Annotated in this window: 21 protein-coding genes; 5 read left to right on the top strand and 16 right to left on the bottom strand. The window is 42.2% G+C overall.

Annotated elements, in window-relative coordinates; translation table 11 throughout:
• Positions 1-72 precede the first annotated feature (72 nt).
• The 4 genes from fabD to AB8P51_RS01395 are packed head-to-tail and all read right to left on the bottom strand — an operon-like array spanning position 73 to position 4,171.
• Entirely contained in the window at positions 73-963 is an 891-nt protein-coding gene (gene fabD, locus AB8P51_RS01410; protein ID WP_369746984.1) for an ACP S-malonyltransferase, read from the bottom strand.
• Positions 964-1,009: 46 nt separating this feature from the next.
• Positions 1,010-1,528: a gamma carbonic anhydrase family protein gene (locus tag AB8P51_RS01405; protein ID WP_369746983.1), complete on the bottom strand. Its 519-nt coding sequence runs from the start codon at positions 1,526-1,528 to the stop codon at positions 1,010-1,012.
• A gap of 40 nt (positions 1,529-1,568) precedes the next feature.
• Positions 1,569-2,300 carry a LytR/AlgR family response regulator transcription factor gene (locus tag AB8P51_RS01400; protein ID WP_369746982.1) on the bottom strand — a complete coding sequence of 244 codons (732 nt, stop codon included), beginning with the start codon at positions 2,298-2,300 and terminating at the stop codon, positions 1,569-1,571.
• Positions 2,297-4,171: a tetratricopeptide repeat protein gene (locus AB8P51_RS01395; RefSeq protein WP_369746981.1), complete on the bottom strand. Its 1,875-nt coding sequence runs from the start codon at positions 4,169-4,171 to the stop codon at positions 2,297-2,299. The genes AB8P51_RS01400 and AB8P51_RS01395 overlap by 4 nt, the downstream gene beginning before the upstream one ends.
• 295 nt (positions 4,172-4,466) lie before the next feature.
• Here AB8P51_RS01395 and AB8P51_RS01390 point away from each other — a divergent pair, with 295 nt between their 5' ends.
• On the top strand, positions 4,467-5,642 hold the full coding sequence (locus AB8P51_RS01390) for a VWA domain-containing protein (RefSeq protein WP_369746980.1): 1,176 nt from the start codon (positions 4,467-4,469) through the stop codon (positions 5,640-5,642).
• A 55-nt stretch (positions 5,643-5,697) separates the two neighbouring features.
• Here AB8P51_RS01390 and AB8P51_RS01385 read toward each other — a convergent pair whose 3' ends face one another.
• Complete coding sequence (locus AB8P51_RS01385) at positions 5,698-6,693, bottom strand: type IX secretion system membrane protein PorP/SprF (protein WP_369746979.1); 996 nt, start codon at positions 6,691-6,693, stop codon at positions 5,698-5,700.
• Between the two features lie 121 nt (positions 6,694-6,814).
• On the opposite strand from AB8P51_RS01385, the gene AB8P51_RS01380 reads away from it, so the two are divergent.
• From AB8P51_RS01380 to AB8P51_RS01365, 4 genes are all read left to right on the top strand, one after another.
• A complete protein-coding gene (locus tag AB8P51_RS01380; protein WP_369746978.1) occupies positions 6,815-7,714 on the top strand; it encodes a NifU family protein in 900 nt (299 codons plus the stop codon).
• A 69-nt stretch (positions 7,715-7,783) separates the two neighbouring features.
• A complete protein-coding gene (locus AB8P51_RS01375; protein ID WP_369746977.1) occupies positions 7,784-7,984 on the top strand; it encodes a dodecin family protein in 201 nt (66 codons plus the stop codon).
• 70 nt (positions 7,985-8,054) lie between these two features.
• Positions 8,055-10,103 carry a thioredoxin domain-containing protein gene (locus AB8P51_RS01370; RefSeq protein ID WP_369746976.1) on the top strand — a complete coding sequence of 683 codons (2,049 nt, stop codon included), beginning with the start codon at positions 8,055-8,057 and terminating at the stop codon, positions 10,101-10,103.
• Between the two features lie 73 nt (positions 10,104-10,176).
• The gene (locus AB8P51_RS01365; RefSeq protein ID WP_369746975.1) at positions 10,177-10,998 is read left to right on the top strand and encodes a mechanosensitive ion channel family protein; all 822 of its coding nucleotides are present in this window, start codon (positions 10,177-10,179) and stop codon (positions 10,996-10,998) included.
• Between the two features lie 24 nt (positions 10,999-11,022).
• On the opposite strand, the gene tsaB is transcribed toward AB8P51_RS01365, so the two are convergent.
• The 11 genes from tsaB to AB8P51_RS01310 all read right to left on the bottom strand — a co-directional run bounded on the left by tsaB (position 11,023) and on the right by AB8P51_RS01310 (position 22,105).
• Positions 11,023-11,697, bottom strand: coding sequence for a tRNA (adenosine(37)-N6)-threonylcarbamoyltransferase complex dimerization subunit type 1 TsaB (tsaB, locus tag AB8P51_RS01360; protein ID WP_369746974.1), 675 nt, complete (start codon positions 11,695-11,697; stop codon positions 11,023-11,025).
• 17 nt (positions 11,698-11,714) lie between these two features.
• Positions 11,715-13,055: a TolC family protein gene (locus AB8P51_RS01355; protein ID WP_369746973.1), complete on the bottom strand. Its 1,341-nt coding sequence runs from the start codon at positions 13,053-13,055 to the stop codon at positions 11,715-11,717.
• Between the two features lie 47 nt (positions 13,056-13,102).
• Positions 13,103-14,239, bottom strand: a complete 1,137-nt coding sequence (locus AB8P51_RS01350) for an efflux RND transporter periplasmic adaptor subunit (protein WP_369746972.1) — start codon at positions 14,237-14,239, stop codon at positions 13,103-13,105.
• A 37-nt stretch (positions 14,240-14,276) separates the two neighbouring features.
• A complete protein-coding gene (locus AB8P51_RS01345) occupies positions 14,277-15,539 on the bottom strand; it encodes an ABC transporter permease (protein WP_369746971.1) in 1,263 nt (420 codons plus the stop codon).
• A gap of 1 nt (position 15,540) precedes the next feature.
• Complete coding sequence (locus tag AB8P51_RS01340; protein ID WP_369746970.1) at positions 15,541-16,773, bottom strand: ABC transporter permease; 1,233 nt, start codon at positions 16,771-16,773, stop codon at positions 15,541-15,543.
• Positions 16,766-17,467, bottom strand: coding sequence for an ABC transporter ATP-binding protein (locus tag AB8P51_RS01335; RefSeq protein ID WP_369746969.1), 702 nt, complete (start codon positions 17,465-17,467; stop codon positions 16,766-16,768). The genes AB8P51_RS01340 and AB8P51_RS01335 overlap by 8 nt, the downstream gene beginning before the upstream one ends.
• Before the next feature lie 97 nt (positions 17,468-17,564).
• A complete protein-coding gene (locus AB8P51_RS01330; RefSeq protein WP_369746968.1) occupies positions 17,565-18,677 on the bottom strand; it encodes an efflux RND transporter periplasmic adaptor subunit in 1,113 nt (370 codons plus the stop codon).
• A 26-nt stretch (positions 18,678-18,703) separates the two neighbouring features.
• The gene (locus tag AB8P51_RS01325; protein ID WP_369746967.1) at positions 18,704-19,963 is read right to left on the bottom strand and encodes an ABC transporter permease; all 1,260 of its coding nucleotides are present in this window, start codon (positions 19,961-19,963) and stop codon (positions 18,704-18,706) included.
• A gap of 20 nt (positions 19,964-19,983) precedes the next feature.
• Positions 19,984-21,228: an ABC transporter permease gene (locus AB8P51_RS01320; protein ID WP_369746966.1), complete on the bottom strand. Its 1,245-nt coding sequence runs from the start codon at positions 21,226-21,228 to the stop codon at positions 19,984-19,986.
• 95 nt (positions 21,229-21,323) lie between these two features.
• Complete coding sequence (locus AB8P51_RS01315; RefSeq protein WP_369747702.1) at positions 21,324-21,563, bottom strand: hypothetical protein; 240 nt, start codon at positions 21,561-21,563, stop codon at positions 21,324-21,326.
• 8 nt (positions 21,564-21,571) lie between these two features.
• Entirely contained in the window at positions 21,572-22,105 is a 534-nt protein-coding gene (locus AB8P51_RS01310; RefSeq protein ID WP_369746965.1) for a DUF420 domain-containing protein, read from the bottom strand.

Below are 22,105 nucleotides of genomic sequence, written 5' to 3'. Positions count from 1 at the left end.
TCCAGACTAATAATAAGGCCTAATTAACCTTTTTTCAGATGTATGGTAATTTACGCTACAGAAATTCAGAATTTAACTTTCGGGAAGTTCCGCTGAAGAAGCTACGGCATTTGGGTCGATTTTCTTTACCAGGCCCTGTAAGACCTTACCCGGGCCAACTTCGATAAATCCTGTCGCGCCGTCACTGATCATCTGTTGCACACTCTGTGTCCAGCGAACAGGTGCGGTGAGCTGGGCGATCAGGTTTTTTTGTATATCCGAGGCACTCTTTACAGCCTTAGCAGTTACATTCTGATAAATTGGGCAGCTCGGTTCAGAAAAGGAGGTGTTCTCGATGGCTGCTGCCAATTCTTCCCGGGCCGGCTCCATCATTGGGGAATGAAATGCCCCGCCTACGGGAAGCATTAAAGCCCTTCTGGCACCTGCATCCTTCAATTTCTCACAAGCCTCTTCAACAGCACTTATCTCCCCGGAAATTACCAATTGGCCGGGGCAATTATAGTTTGCGGGTACAACTACCCCTTCAATGGATGAACAAATCCGCTCCACTACACTATCCTCCAATCCCAAAACTGCAGCCATCGTACTTGGTGCCTTTTCACAGGCTTTTTGCATGGCCATTGCACGTTTTGAAACGAGGCTTAAACCATCTTCAAATTTTAAGGCTCCATTGGCCACCAGGGCAGAAAATTCTCCTAAAGAATGTCCGGCAACCATATCCGGATGGAAAGCATCCCCCATCACTTTGCTTAGAATAACAGAATGTAAAAAAATTGCAGGTTGAGTCACCTTAGTCTCTTTTAGCGCATCAGCCGATCCTTCAAACATAACATCGGTAATTGTAAAACCTAATATGTCATTGGCTTGTTCGAACAACTCCTGTGCCGCTGGATATTTCTCATAAAGATCGAGGCCCATTCCACTGAATTGTGCTCCCTGTCCGGGAAATACATATGCTTTCATCCTTAAATTCTATTTAGGCTTCAAAAATAAACAATTCGAAGAGATCCTAGCCGGGCTCTTTAAACCAACTGGCGTATTTCACGTAAGAATTTGCGATCCGCCGGATTTCCCCCTCGCTCAAATCCTTGCTCACTTCCTTGATCTTCCTGGCCGGCATCCCGGCATATACACTTCCCGGTGGCACCCGGGTACCCTTGGTAAGGACCGCACCAGCCGCAATAATACTGTTCGACCCCACTACACAATCATCCATTATAATACTTCCCATCCCTATCAGTACATCATCCTCTACCGTACATCCGTGCACGATGGCATTATGCCCTATGGAAACATTGTTCCCAATGGTAGTCGGGGATTTTTGGTAGGTACAGTGAATGACAGCACCATCCTGTACATTAACCTTATTCCCCATTTTAATGTAATGCACATCACCTCTAACGACCGCATTAAACCAAACACTGCACTCCTCCCCCATCACCACATCACCCACAATGGTCGCATTTTCAGCGATATAACAATTCTCACCTATTTTAGGGGATATCCCCTTTACCGATTTTATGATCACCCTGTAACTTTGAAGATTAATAATTCTTGTAAATCCAGTCTCATTCGAAATACGAAAGTAATTCCTTTTTCCTGGACGCCGACACAAGGAGTTCCTTCCCGTTCGAAATGACCACACTTCCCCCCTTGCCCTTCCGATACTTTACTACTTCATTGATATTCACAAGAAATGACTTGTGAATGCGAACAAAGTAATACGCCCCAAGAGATTCTTCAAAAAACTTTAAAGTTTTACTAGCCACTATCTTTCTATCCCCGGTATAAATCTCAGTATAATTGTCATCTGCTGTACAATAGAGTATCTCCGACACGTTGAGCACCTGAAAGCCATCTAATTGAGGCACTGTAATCTTCCCTTCTACTTTCCTGACTGATGACGATAGTATTCTATCATGTAATAGTTCTTCTTTCGAGACAATCTCCTCAACATAGGACACAGCATTGATGAGCTCATCAATGTTTATTGGCTTCATAAGGTAATAAGCCGCATGCTGATTCAAAGCATCCTTCGCATACTGGTCATAGGCTGTCACAAAGACCGTTTCAAAAGTCCTGTCAGGCATTTTTTCAAGCAGGTCAAAAGCATTTCCAAAAGGCATTTCAACATCCAGAAAAACCAAATCAGGTGTATTTTTCTCGATAAGTTCGACCCCCTCACTAACAGACCCTGCTTCCCCCAACACATCTACCTGATTACAATAATCCCTGAGATAATTCCTGAGAATTTCCCTACCGGTAATTTCATCATCGATGATTACAGCCTTTAATTTCATCTTTCCCTATCTATTTTTAATACAACCCTTGTCCCTGTTCCGTCTTCCTGTAAATCCGTGACTGTCACCCCGATATTACTTTTATACATATCATTCAGTATCGCGATTCGCCTTTGTATGTTACCCATGGCGGTGGAACGCTGTTTTTTTTGATGCTGCGTTTTGAGTGTAGCCGACTTAAGCCTGCCAATACCGTTATCCTCTATACTTATCTGAAGGCTATTATTGTTTACTTCCGACATACGTATTTTCAGACGCCCCTGCGATTCTCTATAGCGAAGTCCGTGCCAAATAGCATTTTCTACATAGGGCTGTAATATCATTGGGGGTATGGTATAGGCTTCTCTGTCTAAAGCATCATCTACTTCAAGGCTGTACTGAAATTTATCCGGAAACCTGGAATGTTCCAGTTTCAGATAAAGTTCCAACAATTCAATTTCCTTATTAAGTGAAATAAAATCCTCTTCAGAATTTTCCAGAACAGCTCGCATCAGCCTTGAAAAATCACTCAAATAGCGGTTTGTACTGCGCTCATCATTTTTAGAGATATAGTTATTCACCGAATTAAGGGCATTGAATATAAAATGTGGATTCATCTGGGAACGCAGGGATTTTAAGGCCAGCAAATGGTTTGCTAATTTCTGCTTCTGAGTGCTCCTGTAGAAGAAAAAGGCGGCTAATGACATAAGCAACATCCCAAATAACAAGGAATAAATTATCCATTGTTGCCTTTTGTTGCTCTCTTCCGTTAATCGCTGTTCAGCCAGGGCCAGGTCGTATTTACTCTGAGATAATTCCCGCTCCTGCTCCAGTCCGGTGATTCGATTCTGGGAGGCTGCAATTTCCCGGTTCAATCTGGCTGCCCTGGATATTTCCTGTTCTTTGCGGATATACAAAGTGTCGACTACCGCTACGTATTTTTGATAAGTTTCAAGGGCTTTGTTAAAATCTCCCTGTTGCTTGTAAACTTCAGATAACTTGCGAGTAGCATCCTTTTGAACCACGAGATCTTCCTCCAGGTCGGCTGTGGCTATACTTCGTTCTAAATAAGGGATGGCTTCCTCATATTTATCCTGGGCTATATATGCATTGGCTATTTTATAATTGATTCGCTGTTGGGTTATGCTATCAGGACTTTTAGATACTCCGGGTTCTTTCGTAATCGCCTCTGGTATCTCTTCAAGTTCGCGCAAACTGCTCTTTCGCAGCTGAATTTCATCGTCAAATCGATTTGTTTTATTTAAAAAATCGGCAACTTTTTCCTTTTCCCGGATGGCCCGTTGTGGAGCCTGTTTTTTAGCTTCACTCAGAGAATTGTCATAATATGCTTTTGCCTCCTCCATCCGATTTACACTGGCATAGGCATCAGCAATTTTAGAATTCAGATCAGGAATTTTAGGGCTTATCTGATTTTTCCTGGCAATATTTAAACCCTCCTGGTAAAAGGCCACCGCCTTGTTTATATCACCAGATCCGGCGTAGGCGTCCCCAAGATTTTCATATGTTTCCACGCGTTGATAAGGGACCAGCGCTTTGTTTTTTTCAACAGGAGTCAGAATAGATATCGCTTCTTCCCATTGGCGGTTCAGGACATAAACCTTTCCCAATGCCAGGGCGGTAGAACTACTGTAATTTAATTCAAGTGCATCCTCGTAATTAGTAATAGCAAGGTCGAATTGCCTGTAGTAACTATATACCTCTGCCAGAAGCACCAATGAGGCCGCTAGTTCCTGTTTATTACCCTGGGTTCCTAATTCTGATATGGATCGGGCGATATAATCTATGCTCTTTTCTATATCGGTTTGCTTGTACAGCCGGGCTGAATCCAGAAGGCTCCTATGCCTTGCCAAATCAGCCTCAGTATCGGTCATATACTTACTCTCGAGTTTTGTTTGAGCAAAGACTCCAGAGGTTATCATAACCGAGACCAATACCAGAATTAATGTGTGAGGAAACCGTATCATCAGGATAAACTTAGTCCATTTGAACGGTATTAAAAAATGGCTATTTAGGAGTTTGTGCCTAAAAACGGGCCTTTAATTCTACTTCCATAAAACATCATACCCTTTCACTCATTCAAAGGGGCAGTTCCCTCATTGGCGGTTTTTTAAAAAAAAGTATCGTCCTAGTTTGCCACCATTATTATAATCCTTAAAACAAAATGTTATGAAAAAGATTGTCAACAAAACACTAATACTCCTCGCCGTTATATTTATTGGCAAGAGCTTTGCTCATGGTGAAGAACTTCCCAAACAATTCGACACTCCAGCACTGCAGATCAGTCCTGAATCGAAAAAACCATACAAAAGGCAAACCGTTAAAATTGCTTTACTGCTGGATACCAGCAATAGTATGGACGGACTTATCAATCAGGCTAAATCGCAACTCTGGGACATTGTAAATCAATTTGCCTTTGCCAGATGCGGCGACAAGAGCAGGCCTGATTTACAAATTGCTCTTTATCAATATGGAAATGACGACCTGTCGGCTCAGGAAGGTTATATTCAGCAGGTACTCGGTTTTAGCAGCGATTTGGATAAAATTTCAGAAAAGCTGTTTTCATTAACCACCAATGGAGGGGAAGAATATTGCGGGCATGTTATTCATAAATCCCTAAAACAATTAGATTGGGGTAAAAATCCTGATGATCTGAAAATGATATTCATTGCTGGGAATGAACCTTTTACGCAGGGGAGTAAAAACTTCAGGGATTCTGCTGTTAATGCCAAAGAAAAAGATGTCATTATAAACACAATATTTTGTGGTAACTACTCAGAAGGTGTTAACACCAGGTGGCAGGAAGGGGCCATGTTAACCGGAGGAGAATACATGGCAATTGACCATAACAGACAGGTCGTCCATATTAAAACGCCTTACGATGACATTATCATAAAATTAAACACTCGCTTAAATAATACCTATGTCTCTTACGGTCCGAAAGGTGCGAGCAGGAGAGCACTTCAGGAAGTGCAGGATCAGGAAGCCATGGCTTTGGAAGAAGCAGTAGTGGTAAAGCGAGCAGTAAGTAAAAGTTCTGCTTATTACAACAATGCTGAATGGGACATGGTAGACGCCTCCAAAGAAGATGATTTTGACTTGAAAAATTATAAAAAGGAAATGTTGCCCCCACCTCTAAGGGGGAAATCCGAGGCTGAAATAGAAAAATTCCTGGCAGAAAAGAAGGCAGAAAGAAATAGCATTCAGAAGGAAATACAAGAGGCGAATGCAAAACGGGAAGAATATATTGCCAAACAACAAAAGAGTGAAGCCGGAGAATTGGAAAAGGCTATGCTACAAGCTATTAAAAAACAAGCGTCAAATAAAAATCTGTACTGGGAATAAAGAAATGAATTGACAGGAAAGCAGGGACTCCGAATTAATTTTCGGGGTCCTTTTTTTAATTGGCCGCGGGACAAAAACAGTCGTACCTGTTCTCTCTTTCCGGCCCGAAATCGTAGCCCAGGGTGATCTGGTGGAATCCGCCATTGTCGAATCGGATATCCCCATTCTGATAGGAGTAATTATAGGAGAACATAAATCGGTTGTAATTAAATCCGACAATTGGAGTGAAAAGTTGCAAACGCTGCTCCCCAAACTGGCCATTGGCCTGGTATTGCGCCCCGTCAAAACTCCTTCTGTATGACAATCCTGCCCACACTGTTCCAAAAGAAACATCCCGGTAAACCTTAGCATTGATATCTATGGTTTCCTCTTCTGTAAATTCGGTAAGTTGAAATAACACAGAAGGTTCAACACGCCATTCACTCTTTCCAAAAATATAACCTACAGAGAAAAGATATCTTCTCAGATTGTCAAATTCAATGGCCGTGTAAAGATCCCGTCCACTTCCCAATGCATTGAGCAAAGTAGCGTGAGCATAAAACTCCATATAGCTATAAGACATTCCAAAATCTACATTAAAGTACCCAACGCTGTTACGGGCACCGGAAATAATGGGATCGGGTATTACCGATCTGAATTCAGTCTCATCAAGGCTGCTCAGAATAAAACCTGCACTTAGGCCAAAGGACAGTTGATTCAGTAAACGTATATCCCCTCCAAACTGCAGGTGATGGGCGTATGTCGCTTTAAAACCGGTTTGGGAATGATAGCCGTTAGCATCATTGAATAGGATGGCTCCTACCCCACTTGGACTTTCCCCAAGGCGGTAATTCACACTCAGGGTTTGTAAATTGGGAGCCTCATCCACATTAAACCATTGTTTACGGGCTGTAAGCCTGATCTTTCCTCCTGCACCAATACCTGCCATAGAAGGATGTACCAGGTAATAATTATCGGATAGATAATCGAAATAAACCGGAATACCTTCCTGCGCATTGGCTAGACCAATACAACTGAGGTAAGCAAACAAAATAAAAAGGATTTTTCTCATCTAGGATGGGACAAGGTGTATAGCCAGGTGTTCAAATATAATGTATAACGGCTTAAATAGAACATTATTATATGTTCCGGGGCTGGAAAAATGGTTGTATTTTTGCGAAAAAGAAACAAGGATGAGTGAGTATGTAATTACAGTTAAGGAAACCAGCAACAAAGCCATACTAAAGTTTGAAGCGAATCAGTTTCTTACTACTAACAAAAATTACGAGTTCAAGAACATCGATGAGGCCAAATCTTCCCCCCTTGCCCAGCAACTCTTTTATCTGCCATTTGTAAAAACAGTGTACATCTCGGGAAATTTTATCGCCATCGAACGATTTGACATCCTAGAATGGGAAGATGTGAAGGATGAAGTAGCCCAACAACTTGTAGAATATCTCAATTCAGGGGCTCCAATACTAGTTGAAGAAGAACCTGCATCGACCGTTGCCGTCACTTTATATGCCGAAGTAACCCCCAACCCGGCGGTAATGAAATTTGTTGCAAATAAAAAACTGGTCCCCGCTACCTTCGAGTTTAAGAATATTGATGAAGCGAAAGATTCTGAGCTTGCCAGGGCACTTTTCCACCTGCCGTTTGTAAAAGAAGTCTTTATGGATGAGAATTACATTTCTGTGACCAAATTTGAAATGGCCGACTGGAATGAGATTACCATGGAGCTTCGCGAGATGATCCGTACCCATATCGCCGAAGGAAAAGAAATCGTTTCTTCCGATGCTGAAAACACGCAGCTCAGACAACAGGAAGGCAGAGGTAAGGTAAACCCTGATGATGAAACTTCCCAACAGATCATCCAAATCCTAGAAGAATACGTTAAGCCAGCAGTTGCCAGTGATGGTGGAAATATCCTATTTCAGTCCTATGACGAAAAGGACAAAACCGTTAATGTGATACTTCAGGGGGCTTGCAGTGGCTGTCCTTCTTCTACTTATACCCTTAAGAACGGAATAGAAACTATGTTGAAAAATATGTTGGGAGATAAAGTTGCTGAAGTGGTGGCCATAAACGGGTAAAAGGCCCAGTTTTATTTGCTTTTTGCTTAAATTCTTCAGACCTTTAATAGAACCTAAAATTAATACAACATGGCTATTTTAAAAGTTATAGAAGTACTGGCAAATTCCGGTGAAAGTTGGGAAGACGCCACACAGAAAGCAGTTTCTCAGGCATCCAAATCCGTTAAGAATATCCGATCGGTTTATGTAAATGAACAAAGTGCAACCGTTAAGGATGGGAAGGTCGATGACTTCCGTGTGAATGTGAAGATCACCTTCGAAGTCAAATAGGTTGTCTTACAATTTATGAAGCACCTTTCGAGGTGCTTTTTTTTTGCATTAGTATCTGAAAACAGCAGTTTTGAAATCAACCCCTGAACATACAAATTCCTTAATCCACGAAACCAGCCCGTATTTGCTGCAGCACGCACACAACCCGGTAAACTGGTACCCGTGGAAACCTGAGGTACTCAAAAAGGCCAGGAAAGAAAACAAACTTCTATTAATAAGTATCGGCTATGCTGCCTGTCACTGGTGCCATGTCATGGAAAGTGAATGCTTTGAAGATCAGGAAGTTGCCGAAGTAATGAACCGGCACTTTATAAATATTAAGATTGACCGGGAAGAACGACCTGACATTGACCATATCTACATGGATGCCCTGCAAATGATGACCGGAAGCGGGGGATGGCCACTCAATGTTGTGACTTTACCCGACGGACGACCCTTCTGGGGAGCTACCTTTGTTCGTAAACAGGACTGGATAAAGGTCCTGGAACAGCTTTCCACCCTTTATCAAACCAATCCATCCAAAGTTTTGGAGTATGCTGCACAATTGGAGGAAGGATTACATACGATTAATCTAATACCTGCACCAGAGAAGGAAGGGCATATAACCCAAAAAGACCTCACATCCATTGTAAAAAATTGGTCGCAGTATTTTGACACTTTCCTGGGGGGTTATAAAAGGGCACCGAAATTCATGATGCCTGTCAATCTCGATTTCCTGTTGCATTACAGCACCCTATTTCAGGATCCCGAAACTGAGAAATACCTACATACCACACTTCGTCGAATGGCTTACGGAGGAATCTATGACCATCTGGGTGGTGGATTTTCACGCTATTCCGTGGATGTTAAATGGCATATTCCTCACTTTGAGAAAATGCTTTATGACAATGCCCAGTTGATATCGCTCTACGCCAAGGCGTATGCCGCAGTAATTGATCCTCTTTATAAAAATATAGTGGAGGAATCCATTGATTTCGTCACCCGTGAATTAATGCATCCCGATGGGGGCTTTTACTCCTCTCTGGATGCAGACAGTCTGGACAAGCAGGGCAATCTGAAAGAAGGAGCATATTACGTATGGACAGAAAAAGAATTAGCTGACGAATTAGGGAAGGATTATCAAATTTTCAGTGATTATTACAATATCAACTCTTATGGTCACTGGGAAGAAGACAACTATGTATTAATCAGGGATAAAACTGATGAAGAAGTAGCAAAGAAATACAAGCTGTCAGTAAAAGACCTAAGATCCAGGATTAATCACTGTAAAAAAATTCTACTAGCGAAGAGGGAACTTCGTCCCAGACCACGTCTTGACGATAAAATCCTGACTTCCTGGAACGCCCTTATGATAAAAGCATTGACAGAAGCATATCGCTACCTGGGCAAGAAAGAATACCTCGTCATGGCTGAAGAAGCAATTACATTTCTCGAGAACACTGTCCTGACTGAGAAAGGTAGTCTGTTTCACAATCACAAGGAGGGAAAAAGCACCATTGAGGGATTTCTGGAGGATTACGCCAGCCTGATAGGTGCATATTTAGAACTATATGAAGTTACTTTTGAAGAGTCCTGGGCAAAAAAGGCTAGTAAACTTTCCGAGTATTGTCTCCTTCATTTTTTGAATGACAAAAGTGGCTTATTTTATTTTACTTCCGACAAGGAAGAAATAACGGTCAGGAGATCTCTCGAAACCGCAGATAATGTCATTCCGGCTTCAAATTCTGTTATGGCCCTCAATTTATATAAACTCTCCCTGCTTTTCCCGGAAAAACCATTTGGAGGGATAGTGGATAAAATGCTGTTGCAAATGAGGGAAAGTATACTAGAAAACCCGAACAGCCATGCCAACTGGATGCACTATCCTTTGTATAAAGTTTTTCCTTTCAGGGAGGTGGTGATTACCGGCCCTTCTACTGCGAAGTTTGCTACTTTCCTCTTATCACAATATCAACCAAATACCTTATTTGCAGGGGCTGTCAGCGATGGATCACTTAGTTTGCTCAAAGGGAGAATCCATGCTGAGAAATCTCAGATCTTTATCTGTGAAAACGGAGCTTGCAAATTACCGGTCACTACTCCCGAAGAAGCCTTATCTCTGCTTTTAAATGGTCTGTAGTTAACAAGACTTTAGTGGTTTAAATTTGAATAGACCGTGAATTTTTGCTTGTTTTGCACCAAAATTTAAGCATATGGCCTCCTTTTCGGAATATCAGGAATATATAGACCAGGGAATTGATTGGATAATGGACATCCTGCCAAACCTCATTACTGCAACGATCATCCTCGTAGTAGGTTGGTGGATCGTAAAATTCATCAACAGACTGGTTCATAAATTCTTCCAGAAGAAGGACTACGACCTCGCTCTGGAATCTTTTCTTCAGAGTTTTATCAGTATAGCCTTAAAACTCCTGCTTTTTGTTTTGGTTATCACTCAATTGGGTGTTAAATCATCCTCCCTGGTTGCCTTAGTAGGTGCGGCCGGACTTGCCGTGGGGCTTGCCTTGCAAGGATCATTGGCCAATTTTGCAGGAGGCGTACTGATTCTAATTTTTAAACCTTTTAAAGTAGGAGATTTCATTTCAGCTCAGGGAGTTGACGGCACGGTAAAGGAAATCACCATTTTTACAACCAAGCTCAACACCTTTGGGAACCAGCTCGCCATATTACCCAATGGTCAGCTCTCCAATAACAATATCATTAATTATAATGCGGAAGAAACTCGAAGAGACAAAATCGATATTGGGATTGGCTACGGTTCCAATATTAAAAAAGCAAAAGAGATTTTGCTTGAGATCTGTGCAGACCAGACAGGCATCCTCAAAGATCCTGCTCCTGCAGTTTTCGTTGGGGAATTAGCCGATAGTTCTGTGAATTTAACCCTGAGATTCTGGGCGAAAAACGAGGATTTCTGGGATGCCCATTTTGCAGTAATCGAAGAGACAAAATTAAGGTTTGACGAGGCTGGAATTGAGATTCCTTTCCCACAACTCGACGTACATCAGAAAGGGTAAAAAACTTCTGTAGTCTACCAAAAACTATGATTTGGTTTTGGTCTGAAGGATGAAATCTTTCAGGTAATAAGGTTCAAAATAGGCGACATCCTCAAAATCCCCTTTTTTAAACTTTTGATAGGCCACTTTACACATGGTTTTGGAAGATGGGATTACCCTGTCATCAAAATATAGATTCGGGTGCTCCAGGATCTCTTTGCACTTTGTTGCGCCGCTTCCTATGAGATAGACAGGGCCTTTTTCTGAATATTCCTGGAAGGCATCAGCCGTTATCACCAACGCTTTGGTTGGTGATACTTCCTTATGATCAGAGTCGAAGATAGCCATATAAACCTCCATCCGTCGGGCATCCAGCATAGGAATGATCACCCCGCTATCGATATTCTTTTGAAGGGCCATTCCCCTCAGAGTCCGGGTTGAAATCAGTGGAATATCCAGGGCATAGCAAAGTCCTTTGGCTGTTGATACTCCTATACGCAGGCCTGTGTAAGAACCGGGCCCTTTACTTACAGCAATAGCCTGTAATTCGGGCATAGTTACCCCGGCTTCTTCCAATACTTCCCTGATAAAGACATGAAGTTGTTCTGAGTGCGAGTAAGAAGCGCTGTTATGCTCCTTACTGGCAACTAAAACTCCGTCCCGTGAAAGCGAAACGGAGCAATTCGTACTAGCGGTTTCTAATTGTAAAATCAAGGCCATCAGGCCACAAAGATAGTTTAGTTCAGGACAATAGGAAGGCCGTAAAAGAATTCCAGCACCTTGATCCTGAAAATGTAGTTGTATTTATTCCGTACCACCTCAGCTTCGGCATTGTCTACTCGGGACTGTGCCTGACTAAAGTCGAATGCATTCATTAATCCCACATCAAAGCGATCTTTTGAATAGTCGTATGCCAGCCTTCTGGCTTCCAGGGTTTTCTGAGAAGCTTCATAGGCTTTGGCCGAGTTTTGCACATCAACATACGCCTGATTGATGGTTGTCTCTAAGTCAAGTTTGGTTTGCTCTAATTGCAGCTTGGCCTGTTCAACATTTATTTGAGAACGTCTTATATTATTCCTGGTACTGAAACCATTGAAAATTGGAATTGTAAGCTGTGCTCCATAAGATATACCATCATTGATCCATAGCTGGTCCTTAAATGCGATCTTTTCCCCTGTAAATGGGTCCCGGGTTTGATCGGAATACCTGGTGTTGTAGTTAAAAAATGCTCCAACGGTTGGATATACTGCCCCTTTTGCAATTTGAAGATCCTTCTCGGCAAGAGCCACCCCAGATTCGGAGAATTTGATGTCGTTTCTGAATGTAAGTGCCTTGTCAAAGATCACCTTGGGGGAGTACTTTAAAATATCAGAGGGAGGTACATTAAATTCCTCATCGGCAATGTCAAAGTTCTCGTAATCCGTAATCTGTAAAAGTTGCGCCAGCGCGATTCTGGAGAGTAAAACCAAATTCTGGTTGTTGATGATGGTCTGTTCCTGAGTTGCGGCGGTCGCCTCTACTTCCAAAAGGTCTCCCCTGGGTACAACACCTGATTCTACCAGCTCCTTGGTCCTTTTTAAATCCTGTAAAGTAACGGCATACTGGGCCTCTGCTACTTTTAAGGTTTCCTTGTTGGAAAGTATACTCAGATAACTATTTGCAACGTTGAGCCTAATATCATCCACTAGGTTATCAAGACGATATTGATTAGACAGTTCATTCAACTTTGCCCGGTTCATCCGGTGTACATTCCTCAATCCGTCGAAAAGGGTAAGTCCCGATGTGGCACTTGCGCTGGCCGAAAAGATCGTGGCAGAGACAAAGCCGTTAGTCGTAGGATCCAGGATGAGTCCGGTACTCCCTGAAGTATTCATCTGTGAATTCAGGCTGGGTAAAAAGTTCCCAAGGGCGTCCGATTTATCGATTCTGGCATTTTCAAGATCGAGTTCAAACTGTTCTATAGTTATATTATTATCTACCGCGTAGGTCACACATTCCTCCAGCGTCCACTTTCTCATCTGTGCTGTGAGGGTCCCAATGGTAAGCAGGAATAATAGGATGGATATTCTAAATCTCATGTTCGCGTTTTTTGATTGCTTATTTAGTTGATTTTTTATTCGACTTATCAGGAATTAGCTTCCTCTTCTTCATCATCCTCACCTCTCTTAATAGGCTCCGTCTTGTTCCAAATCTTTACTTTATCTTCTTCAGTAAGACCTGAAATAATTTCTACATTGACTCCATCTGAAATTCCTATCTCAATATCTCTACGCTCAAATTGCTGGTCGCCTGTCGCGATCTCAACATAGGGTTTATCATTTTCTTTATCGAATTGCAACAAGGCTTCCGGGATAACCATAATACTGTCTTTCTTCTCAAGGACCAATGACGCATTGGCACTGTATCCTGCCCTGATAAAGATGGAATCATTGGTGGCTACATCCCCTTCAATTTTAAACTGAACGGCACCGGCTTCCTCCACACCTTTTGGTGCAATAAATTTCAACTTGGCTTCGAGCTTCTGGTCTTCAATGGCACCCAGACTTATTTCCAGTGGCATGCCAACCTTTAGCTTCCCTACTTCCCCTTCATCTACCTGCCCTTCAAATATCATTTGTGTAAGGTCTGCAATGGTGGCAATGGTTGTTCCGTCATTGAAGTTATTACTCTGGATTACCTGATCTCCCTCTTCCACAGGGATCTCCAGGATCGTTCCATTTACGGTTGCCCTGATGTTAGTGTTGGCGCTGGAAGAACCTCCGGCCGATCCCATACGTATAATCTGATAATCTGCCCTTGAATTTTCCAGTTCCAGAACCGCCTGATCATAACGTAATTTCAGGTTATTAAAATCCTGACTGGAAATTACTCCCCGGTCGAAGAGTTGTTTGTTCCTGTCATATTCAATCTTAATATTATTCAAAGCTGCTTCCGCATTCCTAACTCTACCTCGTGCTGAATTCAGCGCCTGTTCATTGGGAACCACTTTGATCACAGCAATCAGATCGCCTGCTCTTACATCATCCCCTTCCTCCATGTAAATCTTATCAATGATCCCTGAAATCTGAGGTTTAATCTCTACCTCATCCTGCGGGACAACCTTTCCGGTGGCCACCGTCTTTTTCTCTATATTCGCTATAAAGGGATTTTTAGTATCGTATTCGATGGCTCCTTTGCTATTCGACTTGATAAAGAAAGCCGCTGCCCATAATGCACCTAAGACCAGGACCCCTATTAGTCCGAATTTTACATATTTATTCATCTTCTCTGCGTGTTATTTAAAGTTGTTAGTTATTATTTTATTCTTCTCTTAATGCATCAATAGGTTTAATACTGACCGCTCTTTGCGCCGGGATCAACCCGATGAGGGTCCCCAGAATAACCATGACAAGCAAGGCCCCGATTACTAATGGAATGGGCACGGTAGGGTTGGTATAAGGGAAATCTATGCCTTCTGTCCATGAATTGATCAGGCTTAGGACTCCGGCACCCATAATTATGCCAATAATTCCCGCGATCGTAGTGAGGAAAACGGATTCCAGGATGATAAGGGATCTCACTTCCCGGGGAGTTGCCCCAAGGGCACGCCTTATTCCCAGTTCCTTGGTCCTTTCCTTCACGGAGATCAGCAGTATATTTCCAATCCCAATTACACCAGCCAGGATAGTTGCCAGGCCAACTATAAGCGAAACAAAGGTGAGTCCGTTAGCAAAGCCCATGATCTTACTGAAGATTTCGCCCAGGTTGAAAGCCCCAAATGCACGTTCGTCATCGGGGTGCACGTTGTGAATACTTTTCAGGACCGACTTAATATCTTTTTCCACCTGAACCACATCCGCATCGTCATAGGCAGCAATGGTAAAATACTGTGCATTATCCCCTGTATTGTATAGTTTTTTGAAAGTACTAAAGGGTATAAATATGTCACCATCTGTGGCAAAAGGTGTGTTTTGGGTTAATTTTGCAACACCTACTACCTGAAAATATATACCATCCAATCTGACGTAAGCCCCAATTGGATCTTCATCCTTGTCAAATAATTCCTGCTCGGTTCTTTCCCCAATTACACAAACCTTCCTTGCCTGTTCCTCATCTTCATCATTGATAAACCGGCCGTTATCGTATATCCTTTGGGTTGCCATTTTTGCTATGACAGGAAAGTAGCCATAGACAGGATAGCTGTTAGACTTTAATCCTCTGACACCCAAGGCAGCTTGTCCTCCGAAAACCCCTTTAGTATTTACCGGAGCGATATACTGAATTTCCGGGACTCTGTTTTGCAAAGTGACAGCATCCTGTACTTTTAAATTCAACCGCCTTCCCGTTTTATATCCAGCATAGGGCATACTGGTTGATTGAGACCAGGTAAAAATGCTGTTCTTAGCCACGGTTTCAAAATTTCTTTCAAAGCCGTTATCCAAACCTTTGGAGGCTCCTGCCAGAACGATATAGATAAATATCCCCCATAAAACCCCGATCACCGTAATGATAGTTCTTGTCTTGTTCTTGCCTATAGAACCGAAGATCTCCTGCCATGTATTTTTATCAAATAGAAATCTCATACTATTCGTCGTTTAGAGCTTCAATGGGTTTTATTCTCGCTGCCCTTTTGGCTGGTACATATCCTGCCAGGGTTCCAAAAATGATAAGAAGCAGCGTGGCAAAAACTGCCAATCCCGTACCTATACCCGGGTTTCGGATAAAGTAATCATCCATCAGCGTATCGCCCAGGGTACTTAAAAGAGCTATACCCAGGAACATTCCTAAAAAGCCTGAAATGGTGGTAATAAAAATAGATTCAAGAAGTATTACGGAGATCACAGATCTCGGGGTTGCACCGATAGCCTTTCGAATGCCTATTTCCTTAGTCCGCTCTTTTACTACATAGACCATGATATTGCTAATCCCTATAATTCCTGCTATAATTGTTCCGAAAGCCACAAGGGCTGCTATAATGGCAAGTACTCCTGCGAAATCCTGGTTCTGTTTGAGCTGATCCGCAACATTTCTCACGAAAAAGCCATTCTCATCTTCGGGATGAATAAATTTTTTCTGTTTCAGATATTTTTCCAGACTGCGCTGGAAGGCCATGGCTCCTGTATAGCCTATCTCCTCTTTAAACCCGATGACAATCTGCCCGATTTCATCCGTATTCTTTTCAATGAGCTGTCTAGTGGTATAAGGCATATAGAGCTGTCGTTCTTCGTTGTCTCCCCCGTCATCCTGAAAGACGCCTACAACCCTGAACATACTACCTCCAACATCTATGAACTCACCAATTGAATTACTATTGCCAAAAAGATCCTGTTCAACCAATCTTCCTATGGCTACATTTTTGGTTCTATTTTTAACATCTTCCTGGTTGATATATCGACCTTTCATCATAATGGTCTTCTCGGCAAATTGCTGCCCCCAATCGACCCCTATTGTCGTGTAATTATTTGATTCTTCCTTGTACTTAACCAGGGCACTCCTGAATATTCTCGGAGAAATGTAGTCCACGAACATCGGGAAATCTTCTTTGATATCTGTGAGATCGCTATTATCAAGTTCTATGCGCCGAAGCGATTTGTACCCCTTGTAGGGCATGGATGTCCTTCCCGGGAAGATATACATCACATTTGTTGCATCCTGGGAGAAAAAGTACTCGAAAGTATTCTGAAGTCCGTTTGTCAACCCGACAAGCCCCACAAAAATGAGAATTCCCAGAGATACGGTGAAGCCCGAAAGAACAGTTCTGAGTTTGTTCTTCCGGATAGTGAGAAATATTTCCTGCCAGGTATCCCTGCTAAACATTGGCGAGGGCTTTTACTTGTTTTACTTTTTCGTCTTTGACGATTACCCCATCCTTAAGATGAACGATGCGCTTGCACATCTGGGCTATATCGGGTTCGTGAGTAACCACCAGAATGGTATTTCCCTGGTCATTGATCTTCTGTATCAAATCCATCACCTCATAAGAGGTTGTACTGTCCAAAGCACCGGTAAGCTCATCAGCTAATAAAACCTTAGGTTCTGCTACCATGGCTCTCGCAACAGCCACACGTTGTTTTTGCCCCCCTGAGAGTTCACTGGGTAAATGATGCGACCACTCTTTAAGACCTACCTGGTCTAAATACTTTAATGCCTTTTCCTGTCTTTGCTTTCGGGGCATTTTCTGGTAGTAAAGCGGTAGGGCGACATTTTCCAGTGCAGTCTTATAATTAATGAGGTTAAAAGATTGAAAGATAAATCCTAAAAATTTATTCCTGTAATTTGCCGCTTTTGTCTCATTGAGATTTTTAATCGGGATGCCATCGAGCAAGTATTCTCCTTCATCAGCTTCATCTAACATTCCAAGGATGTTCAGGAGGGTCGACTTCCCTGATCCCGAGGAACCCATGATAGCGACCAATTCCCCTTCCTCAACGGAAAAATTGATCCCTTTGAGAACATGAAGGGAATTACTTCCCATTTTATACGATTTGTGCAGATCCTTAATTTCAATCATCGTTGGTGCATTTTCTTAGTTGGATTCCAATCTTGTGATAGGACTTACAAGATGTGGATTTGTTACAAAAATTGTTGAAAAATAATGTTAAAAAAACCTATCCGCCAAGGGTTTCAGGCTGTAGAGCGTTCCAGACCTTTATTTTATCTTCAAATGAAAGGCCCGACTGGACTTCCACATAAATTCCATCACTCACCCCTAATTCGATATCTTTTCGGGTAAATTGCTGATCTCCTGTAGCTACTTCAACAAATGGTTTTTTAGTTTCAGGGTCGAATTGCACCAGGGCTTCTTTAATAGCCAGGACGCTGTCTGCTCTGGCGAGGATGATAGAGGCATTAGCACTGAGACCAGCCCTGATAAATACCGTATCGCCTTTATTTAAAGTTCCTTTGATCTCAAACTGAATGGCTCCGTTCTCGGCCTTCCCTTTCGGTGCGATATAATCCAGGACCGCATTAAATATTTTATTCTCTATAGCACCAACAGTAATTTCGAGAGGAAGGTCTTCTTTAATTTTACCTACTTCAGATTCGTCCACTTTTCCTTCAAAGATCATTTTATTTACATCGGCTATGGCGGCAATAGTGGTCCCTTCATTAAAATTATTGCTTTCAATCACCTGATTTCCGACCTCCACCGGAACTTCCAACACCATCCCGCTTACGGTAGCTTTTATCAGGGTATTTGCTGCGTTGCTCAAGCCCCTTGTAGTACCGGTTTGTACAATATCATATCGTTTATTGGCAGCCGAATATGCTTGTTTGGCCTGATCATATGTTACCTGTGCCCTTTCCAGGTCGACTTTGGAAACCACTCCTTTAGAGAAAAGTTCACTCTGCCTGTCGAAATTTCGTCGCTGATCCTCCAGATTAATCCGTGCATCTTCAATTGCATTTTTTGCATCGTTCAGGGCATTGAGATTTGGAACCACCTTAATTCGTGCAATAAGATCTCCGGATTTCACATAGTCGCCCCCTTCTACATAGACCTCTTCAATTACTCCTGAGATGTTCGGTTTTATCAATACCTCTTCAAGCGGCAGAATACTCCCGGTTGCTACTGTCTTCTTGATGATGGTGCGTTTTTCTGCCTGTTCAGTTTCATAGACAACAGGATCTTCCGCATTTTTTTGATACAGGTAGACCATTGCACCCCCAAAAGTGATTACTATGATTAAGAGGATAATTACGGTAACTGATTTTTTCATTTTTATTTTAGTTTGATCGGTTAATCTTATTCAGTTCTCAAGGCATCAATCGGACGTATTTTGATCGCGCTCTGCGCCGGGATAAAGCCAGCAAGCAGACCAGAAATAATCAGAATTACCAAAGCCGCCGAAACAACTCCGAGATTTACACTGGGATTCATAAACATATCCACAGGTCCATTTGCCGCCAACAGGGCATTTACTCCATAAATAAACAATGCGCCTATTACTATTCCCGCCATACCTGAAATAATTGTCAGAAAAATAGATTCGAGCAGTATCTGTTTCCTGATTGACCATGGATCTTCTCCCAGGGCACGTCGAATCCCTATCTCTTTGGTTCTTTCTTTTACCACGATCAGCATAATATTGCTTACGCCGATGATTCCTGATAAAAGGACAAGGATCCCAACGAAATACCCTATAAAACTCATGGCTCCAAACAAGCTTTCAACCCTGTTGAACTCTTCGTATAGATCAAAAAAGCCAACGGCCCTGGAATCTTCAGGATGTACCTTATGAACTCTTTTCATCTCATTCACTATACCCGTTTTTAAATCTGTAATAGGAAAGCCATCTTTTGCCGTAATGGCCATCCATCCTACGTTGTTCCCCTGATTGAAGGCCTGGGAAAATGCAGTAAAAGGAACGTAGATCTCTTTCTGACCTTCCTCTCCATTTCCATTGCCTGATCTTTTCTTATATGTTCCTACGACCATAAAATTAACCCCCTGGATTTTTATATAGGAGCCTAAAACCTCTTCTCCCGCGTCGTAAAGCTCATTGCGAACCCCTAATCCTACTACCGCAACTTTTCGTTTGTTATCAATATCGTTCTGATTGATAAAACGGCCTGCAGTGATAGCCATAGGTTCCTGTTGTATGATTTCGGGATAATCGCCATAGACATTATACGCCCCTGTCTTGATTCCTCTGACCACATTATTATTTCCACGGAATCCCCCGAGTTGATTTCGGGGTGATATAAATCGCAATTGGGGGAATTTTTCTCGCAGTGTTTTTACATCTTCTGTCTTAAACCTGAAGTTTCTGCCAATTGGCATACCCATATGTGCCTTTGTAGTACTACGGGTCCACATAAACATAGTATTGGTAGCTATATCCCCGAAATCTGCCCTTATGCCATTCTCAAGACCTTTTCCTGCAGAAAGTAGGATAATAAGGATCAGGATGCCCCAAAAAACACCAAAAGCCGTCAGGACCGTACGGAACCAATTGGTGGTAAGTACCTCCAAAATTTCTTTCCAACGATCTCTGTTAAACATTGTGTATTCTACTTAGCTTATTATTCATCGCGCAAAGCGTCAATGGTATGTATATGTGCTGCTCTCCAGGCCGGGAAAAATCCCGCAATGGTTCCTGCAACTATTAGGACAAAAACTGTAGCCAGGGCTACATTAAAATTTACTGAGGGATTCACTACATAATCTACTTCAATATAAGGGCCTACAATTTCCAATATCCCCATACTAAATATGAGTCCGGCAAAACCCGAAATGGCCGTAACAAAGATTGCTTCGTGTAAAATCATCAAAATGATCGACCATGGTTTTGCTCCCAGGGCCTTACGTATCCCGATTTCTCTTGTGCGCTCCTTGACTACAATCAGCATGATATTACTCACTCCTACGACACCGGCAATGATGGTACATATCCCTACGAACCAGAAGAAGAATTTAATGTTGTTAATAAGGCTGAAATATCGTTTGGCCTCTTCCAGGGCGCTCCAGACCTGGATGGCACTGGTATCATCCGGGGCTACAGTATGGGCCTGCTGGAGATAGGACCGTAAATTATCTTTAAACAAGACAGCCTGTGCAACGGCTTCATCAAAATTTTCAACCTTAGGCAGGGTATACGAAATGTTGTTGATATAGTCTGCCCCGTTAAATACCTTTTGCGCGGTTGTCACCGGAATATAGATGCGTTCTTCTTCTCTCTGCTCCCGCTCATCAAATACCCCGATAATCTTAAACAGAACACCGGAAATATTGATGTGCTCCCCTATTGGAGTATCCAGGTTTTTAAAGACATCCTCTTTGATTTTTTTTCCGATAAGAGCTAATTTCCCTGTCCCGGCTATATCCTGATAATTAAAGAATCTTCCTTCGTGTAATTTGGCGTTATCAATAAACTGGTAATCATAGGAGACCCCCCTGACGCTGTAGACCAAGGCTTCTTTTCCGTAGTTTACATTGACATTTCTAACAAAAATAAGGGGTGATTTATATTCAACTTCCTCGCCAAAGAGTGAATTAGCAGTTTCGTAATTCTCATTGCGTAATTGAATCCTCCTGCCTGGATTTAATCCTTTGTATTCCTTTGTAGTTACACCTGGCCAGACCTCTACTATGGTGGTGGCATCCTGTTCAAACTCGTAGCTAATCCCATTTTGCATTCCCTGACCAAATCCTAAAAGGATGACCAATATAAAGATACCAGAGGCCACAGAAACCCCGGTCAGAAAAGTACGCAACTTATTTTTCCTGATGGTATCAAAGATCTCTTGCCATCTCTCAAGATCGAACATTGGGTCAGTGTTTAAACAATGCAGTATAAAATAGACTCCTCAAGGTCTGTATTGTTACAACAATCTTCCTTAAATCAATGTTAAATTTGAAAAGTTCAGGATTTTAACTTGCGGTAAATAAAGAAAAATAACGCTCCAATCAGAATATAGGGGATGGCCATCAGGTAAACGATGCCATTATTGATTCCTTCAGCGACGGAAGTATTGCCTTCACTCTCCAGTACGGCCCTGCACATGGCACATTGTGCTTCAGACATAATAGGAAGCAGCATAAAAAGTCCAATGGTTAGAACTAAGCGATATCGAGCCGACAAAGAAGAAGGTTTTTGCATCATCTGATCTTTTAATAGGAATAATATGGTGATATCATAAGATAAACAATTACACCTGTTAGGGCCACATATAACCAGACAGGAAAAGTAATCCTTGCTAGTTTTTTATGTCGCTCAAAATTCTTTAAATAAGCACGAGCATAGGTATGGAGTACAAGAGGAATTATGGCAATGGAAAGCAGGATATGTGTAATCAGGATAAAATAATATACTCCCCTCACCCAACCTTCGCCCCCAAAAGGTGTAGAATCTGAAGTCATATGGTAGGCAACATACATCACCAGGAAAACGAATGACAGCGCTATACAAGTGGTCATAAGGCGTTGATGTAGTTGTTGTTTCCCATTTTTTATTGCCCAGACGGCAGCGACTAGTAAAACTGCTGTAAGACCATTGATGCCTGCGTAGATCGGAGGCAGAAAACTGAGGGGTTCCACATCGGGAAGACGCACCCCAAACAATGCGGCTACTACAAGAGGGATAAGTATGGATATGATAGTTATCCATCTGTTTACCTGCTTTTCATTTAAGCTTAGCGTGCTCAT

Source organism: Muriicola sp. SD30, from assembly GCF_041205185.1.
In the GTDB taxonomy this organism is placed as follows: Bacteria; Bacteroidota; Bacteroidia; order Flavobacteriales; family Flavobacteriaceae; genus Muriicola.
This window is presented reverse-complemented; position numbering and strand designations above follow the sequence as displayed.

Bases quoted from the DNA above. Each gene is read 5' to 3' on its own strand.
- fabD (WP_369746984.1), bottom strand. From the start codon at position 963: ATGAAAGCATATGTATTTCCCGGACAGGGAGCACAATTCAGTGGAATG.
- AB8P51_RS01400 (WP_369746982.1), bottom strand. From the start codon at position 2,300: ATGAAATTAAAGGCTGTAATCATCGATGATGAAATTACCGGTAGGGAA.
- AB8P51_RS01395 (WP_369746981.1), bottom strand. From the start codon at position 4,171: ATGACCGATACTGAGGCTGATTTGGCAAGGCATAGGAGCCTTCTGGAT.
- AB8P51_RS01390 (WP_369746980.1), top strand. From the start codon at position 4,467: ATGAAAAAGATTGTCAACAAAACACTAATACTCCTCGCCGTTATATTT.
- AB8P51_RS01385 (WP_369746979.1), bottom strand. From the start codon at position 6,693: ATGAGAAAAATCCTTTTTATTTTGTTTGCTTACCTCAGTTGTATTGGT.
- AB8P51_RS01380 (WP_369746978.1), top strand. From the start codon at position 6,815: ATGAGTGAGTATGTAATTACAGTTAAGGAAACCAGCAACAAAGCCATA.
- AB8P51_RS01375 (WP_369746977.1), top strand. From the start codon at position 7,784: ATGGCTATTTTAAAAGTTATAGAAGTACTGGCAAATTCCGGTGAAAGT.
- AB8P51_RS01365 (WP_369746975.1), top strand. From the start codon at position 10,177: ATGGCCTCCTTTTCGGAATATCAGGAATATATAGACCAGGGAATTGAT.
- tsaB (WP_369746974.1), bottom strand. From the start codon at position 11,697: ATGGCCTTGATTTTACAATTAGAAACCGCTAGTACGAATTGCTCCGTT.
- AB8P51_RS01355 (WP_369746973.1), bottom strand. From the start codon at position 13,055: ATGAGATTTAGAATATCCATCCTATTATTCCTGCTTACCATTGGGACC.
- AB8P51_RS01350 (WP_369746972.1), bottom strand. From the start codon at position 14,239: ATGAATAAATATGTAAAATTCGGACTAATAGGGGTCCTGGTCTTAGGT.
- AB8P51_RS01345 (WP_369746971.1), bottom strand. From the start codon at position 15,539: ATGAGATTTCTATTTGATAAAAATACATGGCAGGAGATCTTCGGTTCT.
- AB8P51_RS01340 (WP_369746970.1), bottom strand. From the start codon at position 16,773: ATGTTTAGCAGGGATACCTGGCAGGAAATATTTCTCACTATCCGGAAG.
- AB8P51_RS01335 (WP_369746969.1), bottom strand. From the start codon at position 17,467: ATGATTGAAATTAAGGATCTGCACAAATCGTATAAAATGGGAAGTAAT.
- AB8P51_RS01330 (WP_369746968.1), bottom strand. From the start codon at position 18,677: ATGAAAAAATCAGTTACCGTAATTATCCTCTTAATCATAGTAATCACT.
- AB8P51_RS01325 (WP_369746967.1), bottom strand. From the start codon at position 19,963: ATGTTTAACAGAGATCGTTGGAAAGAAATTTTGGAGGTACTTACCACC.
- AB8P51_RS01320 (WP_369746966.1), bottom strand. From the start codon at position 21,228: ATGTTCGATCTTGAGAGATGGCAAGAGATCTTTGATACCATCAGGAAA.
- AB8P51_RS01315 (WP_369747702.1), bottom strand. From the start codon at position 21,563: ATGATGCAAAAACCTTCTTCTTTGTCGGCTCGATATCGCTTAGTTCTA.
- AB8P51_RS01310 (WP_369746965.1), bottom strand. From the start codon at position 22,105: ATGAGCACGCTAAGCTTAAATGAAAAGCAGGTAAACAGATGGATAACT.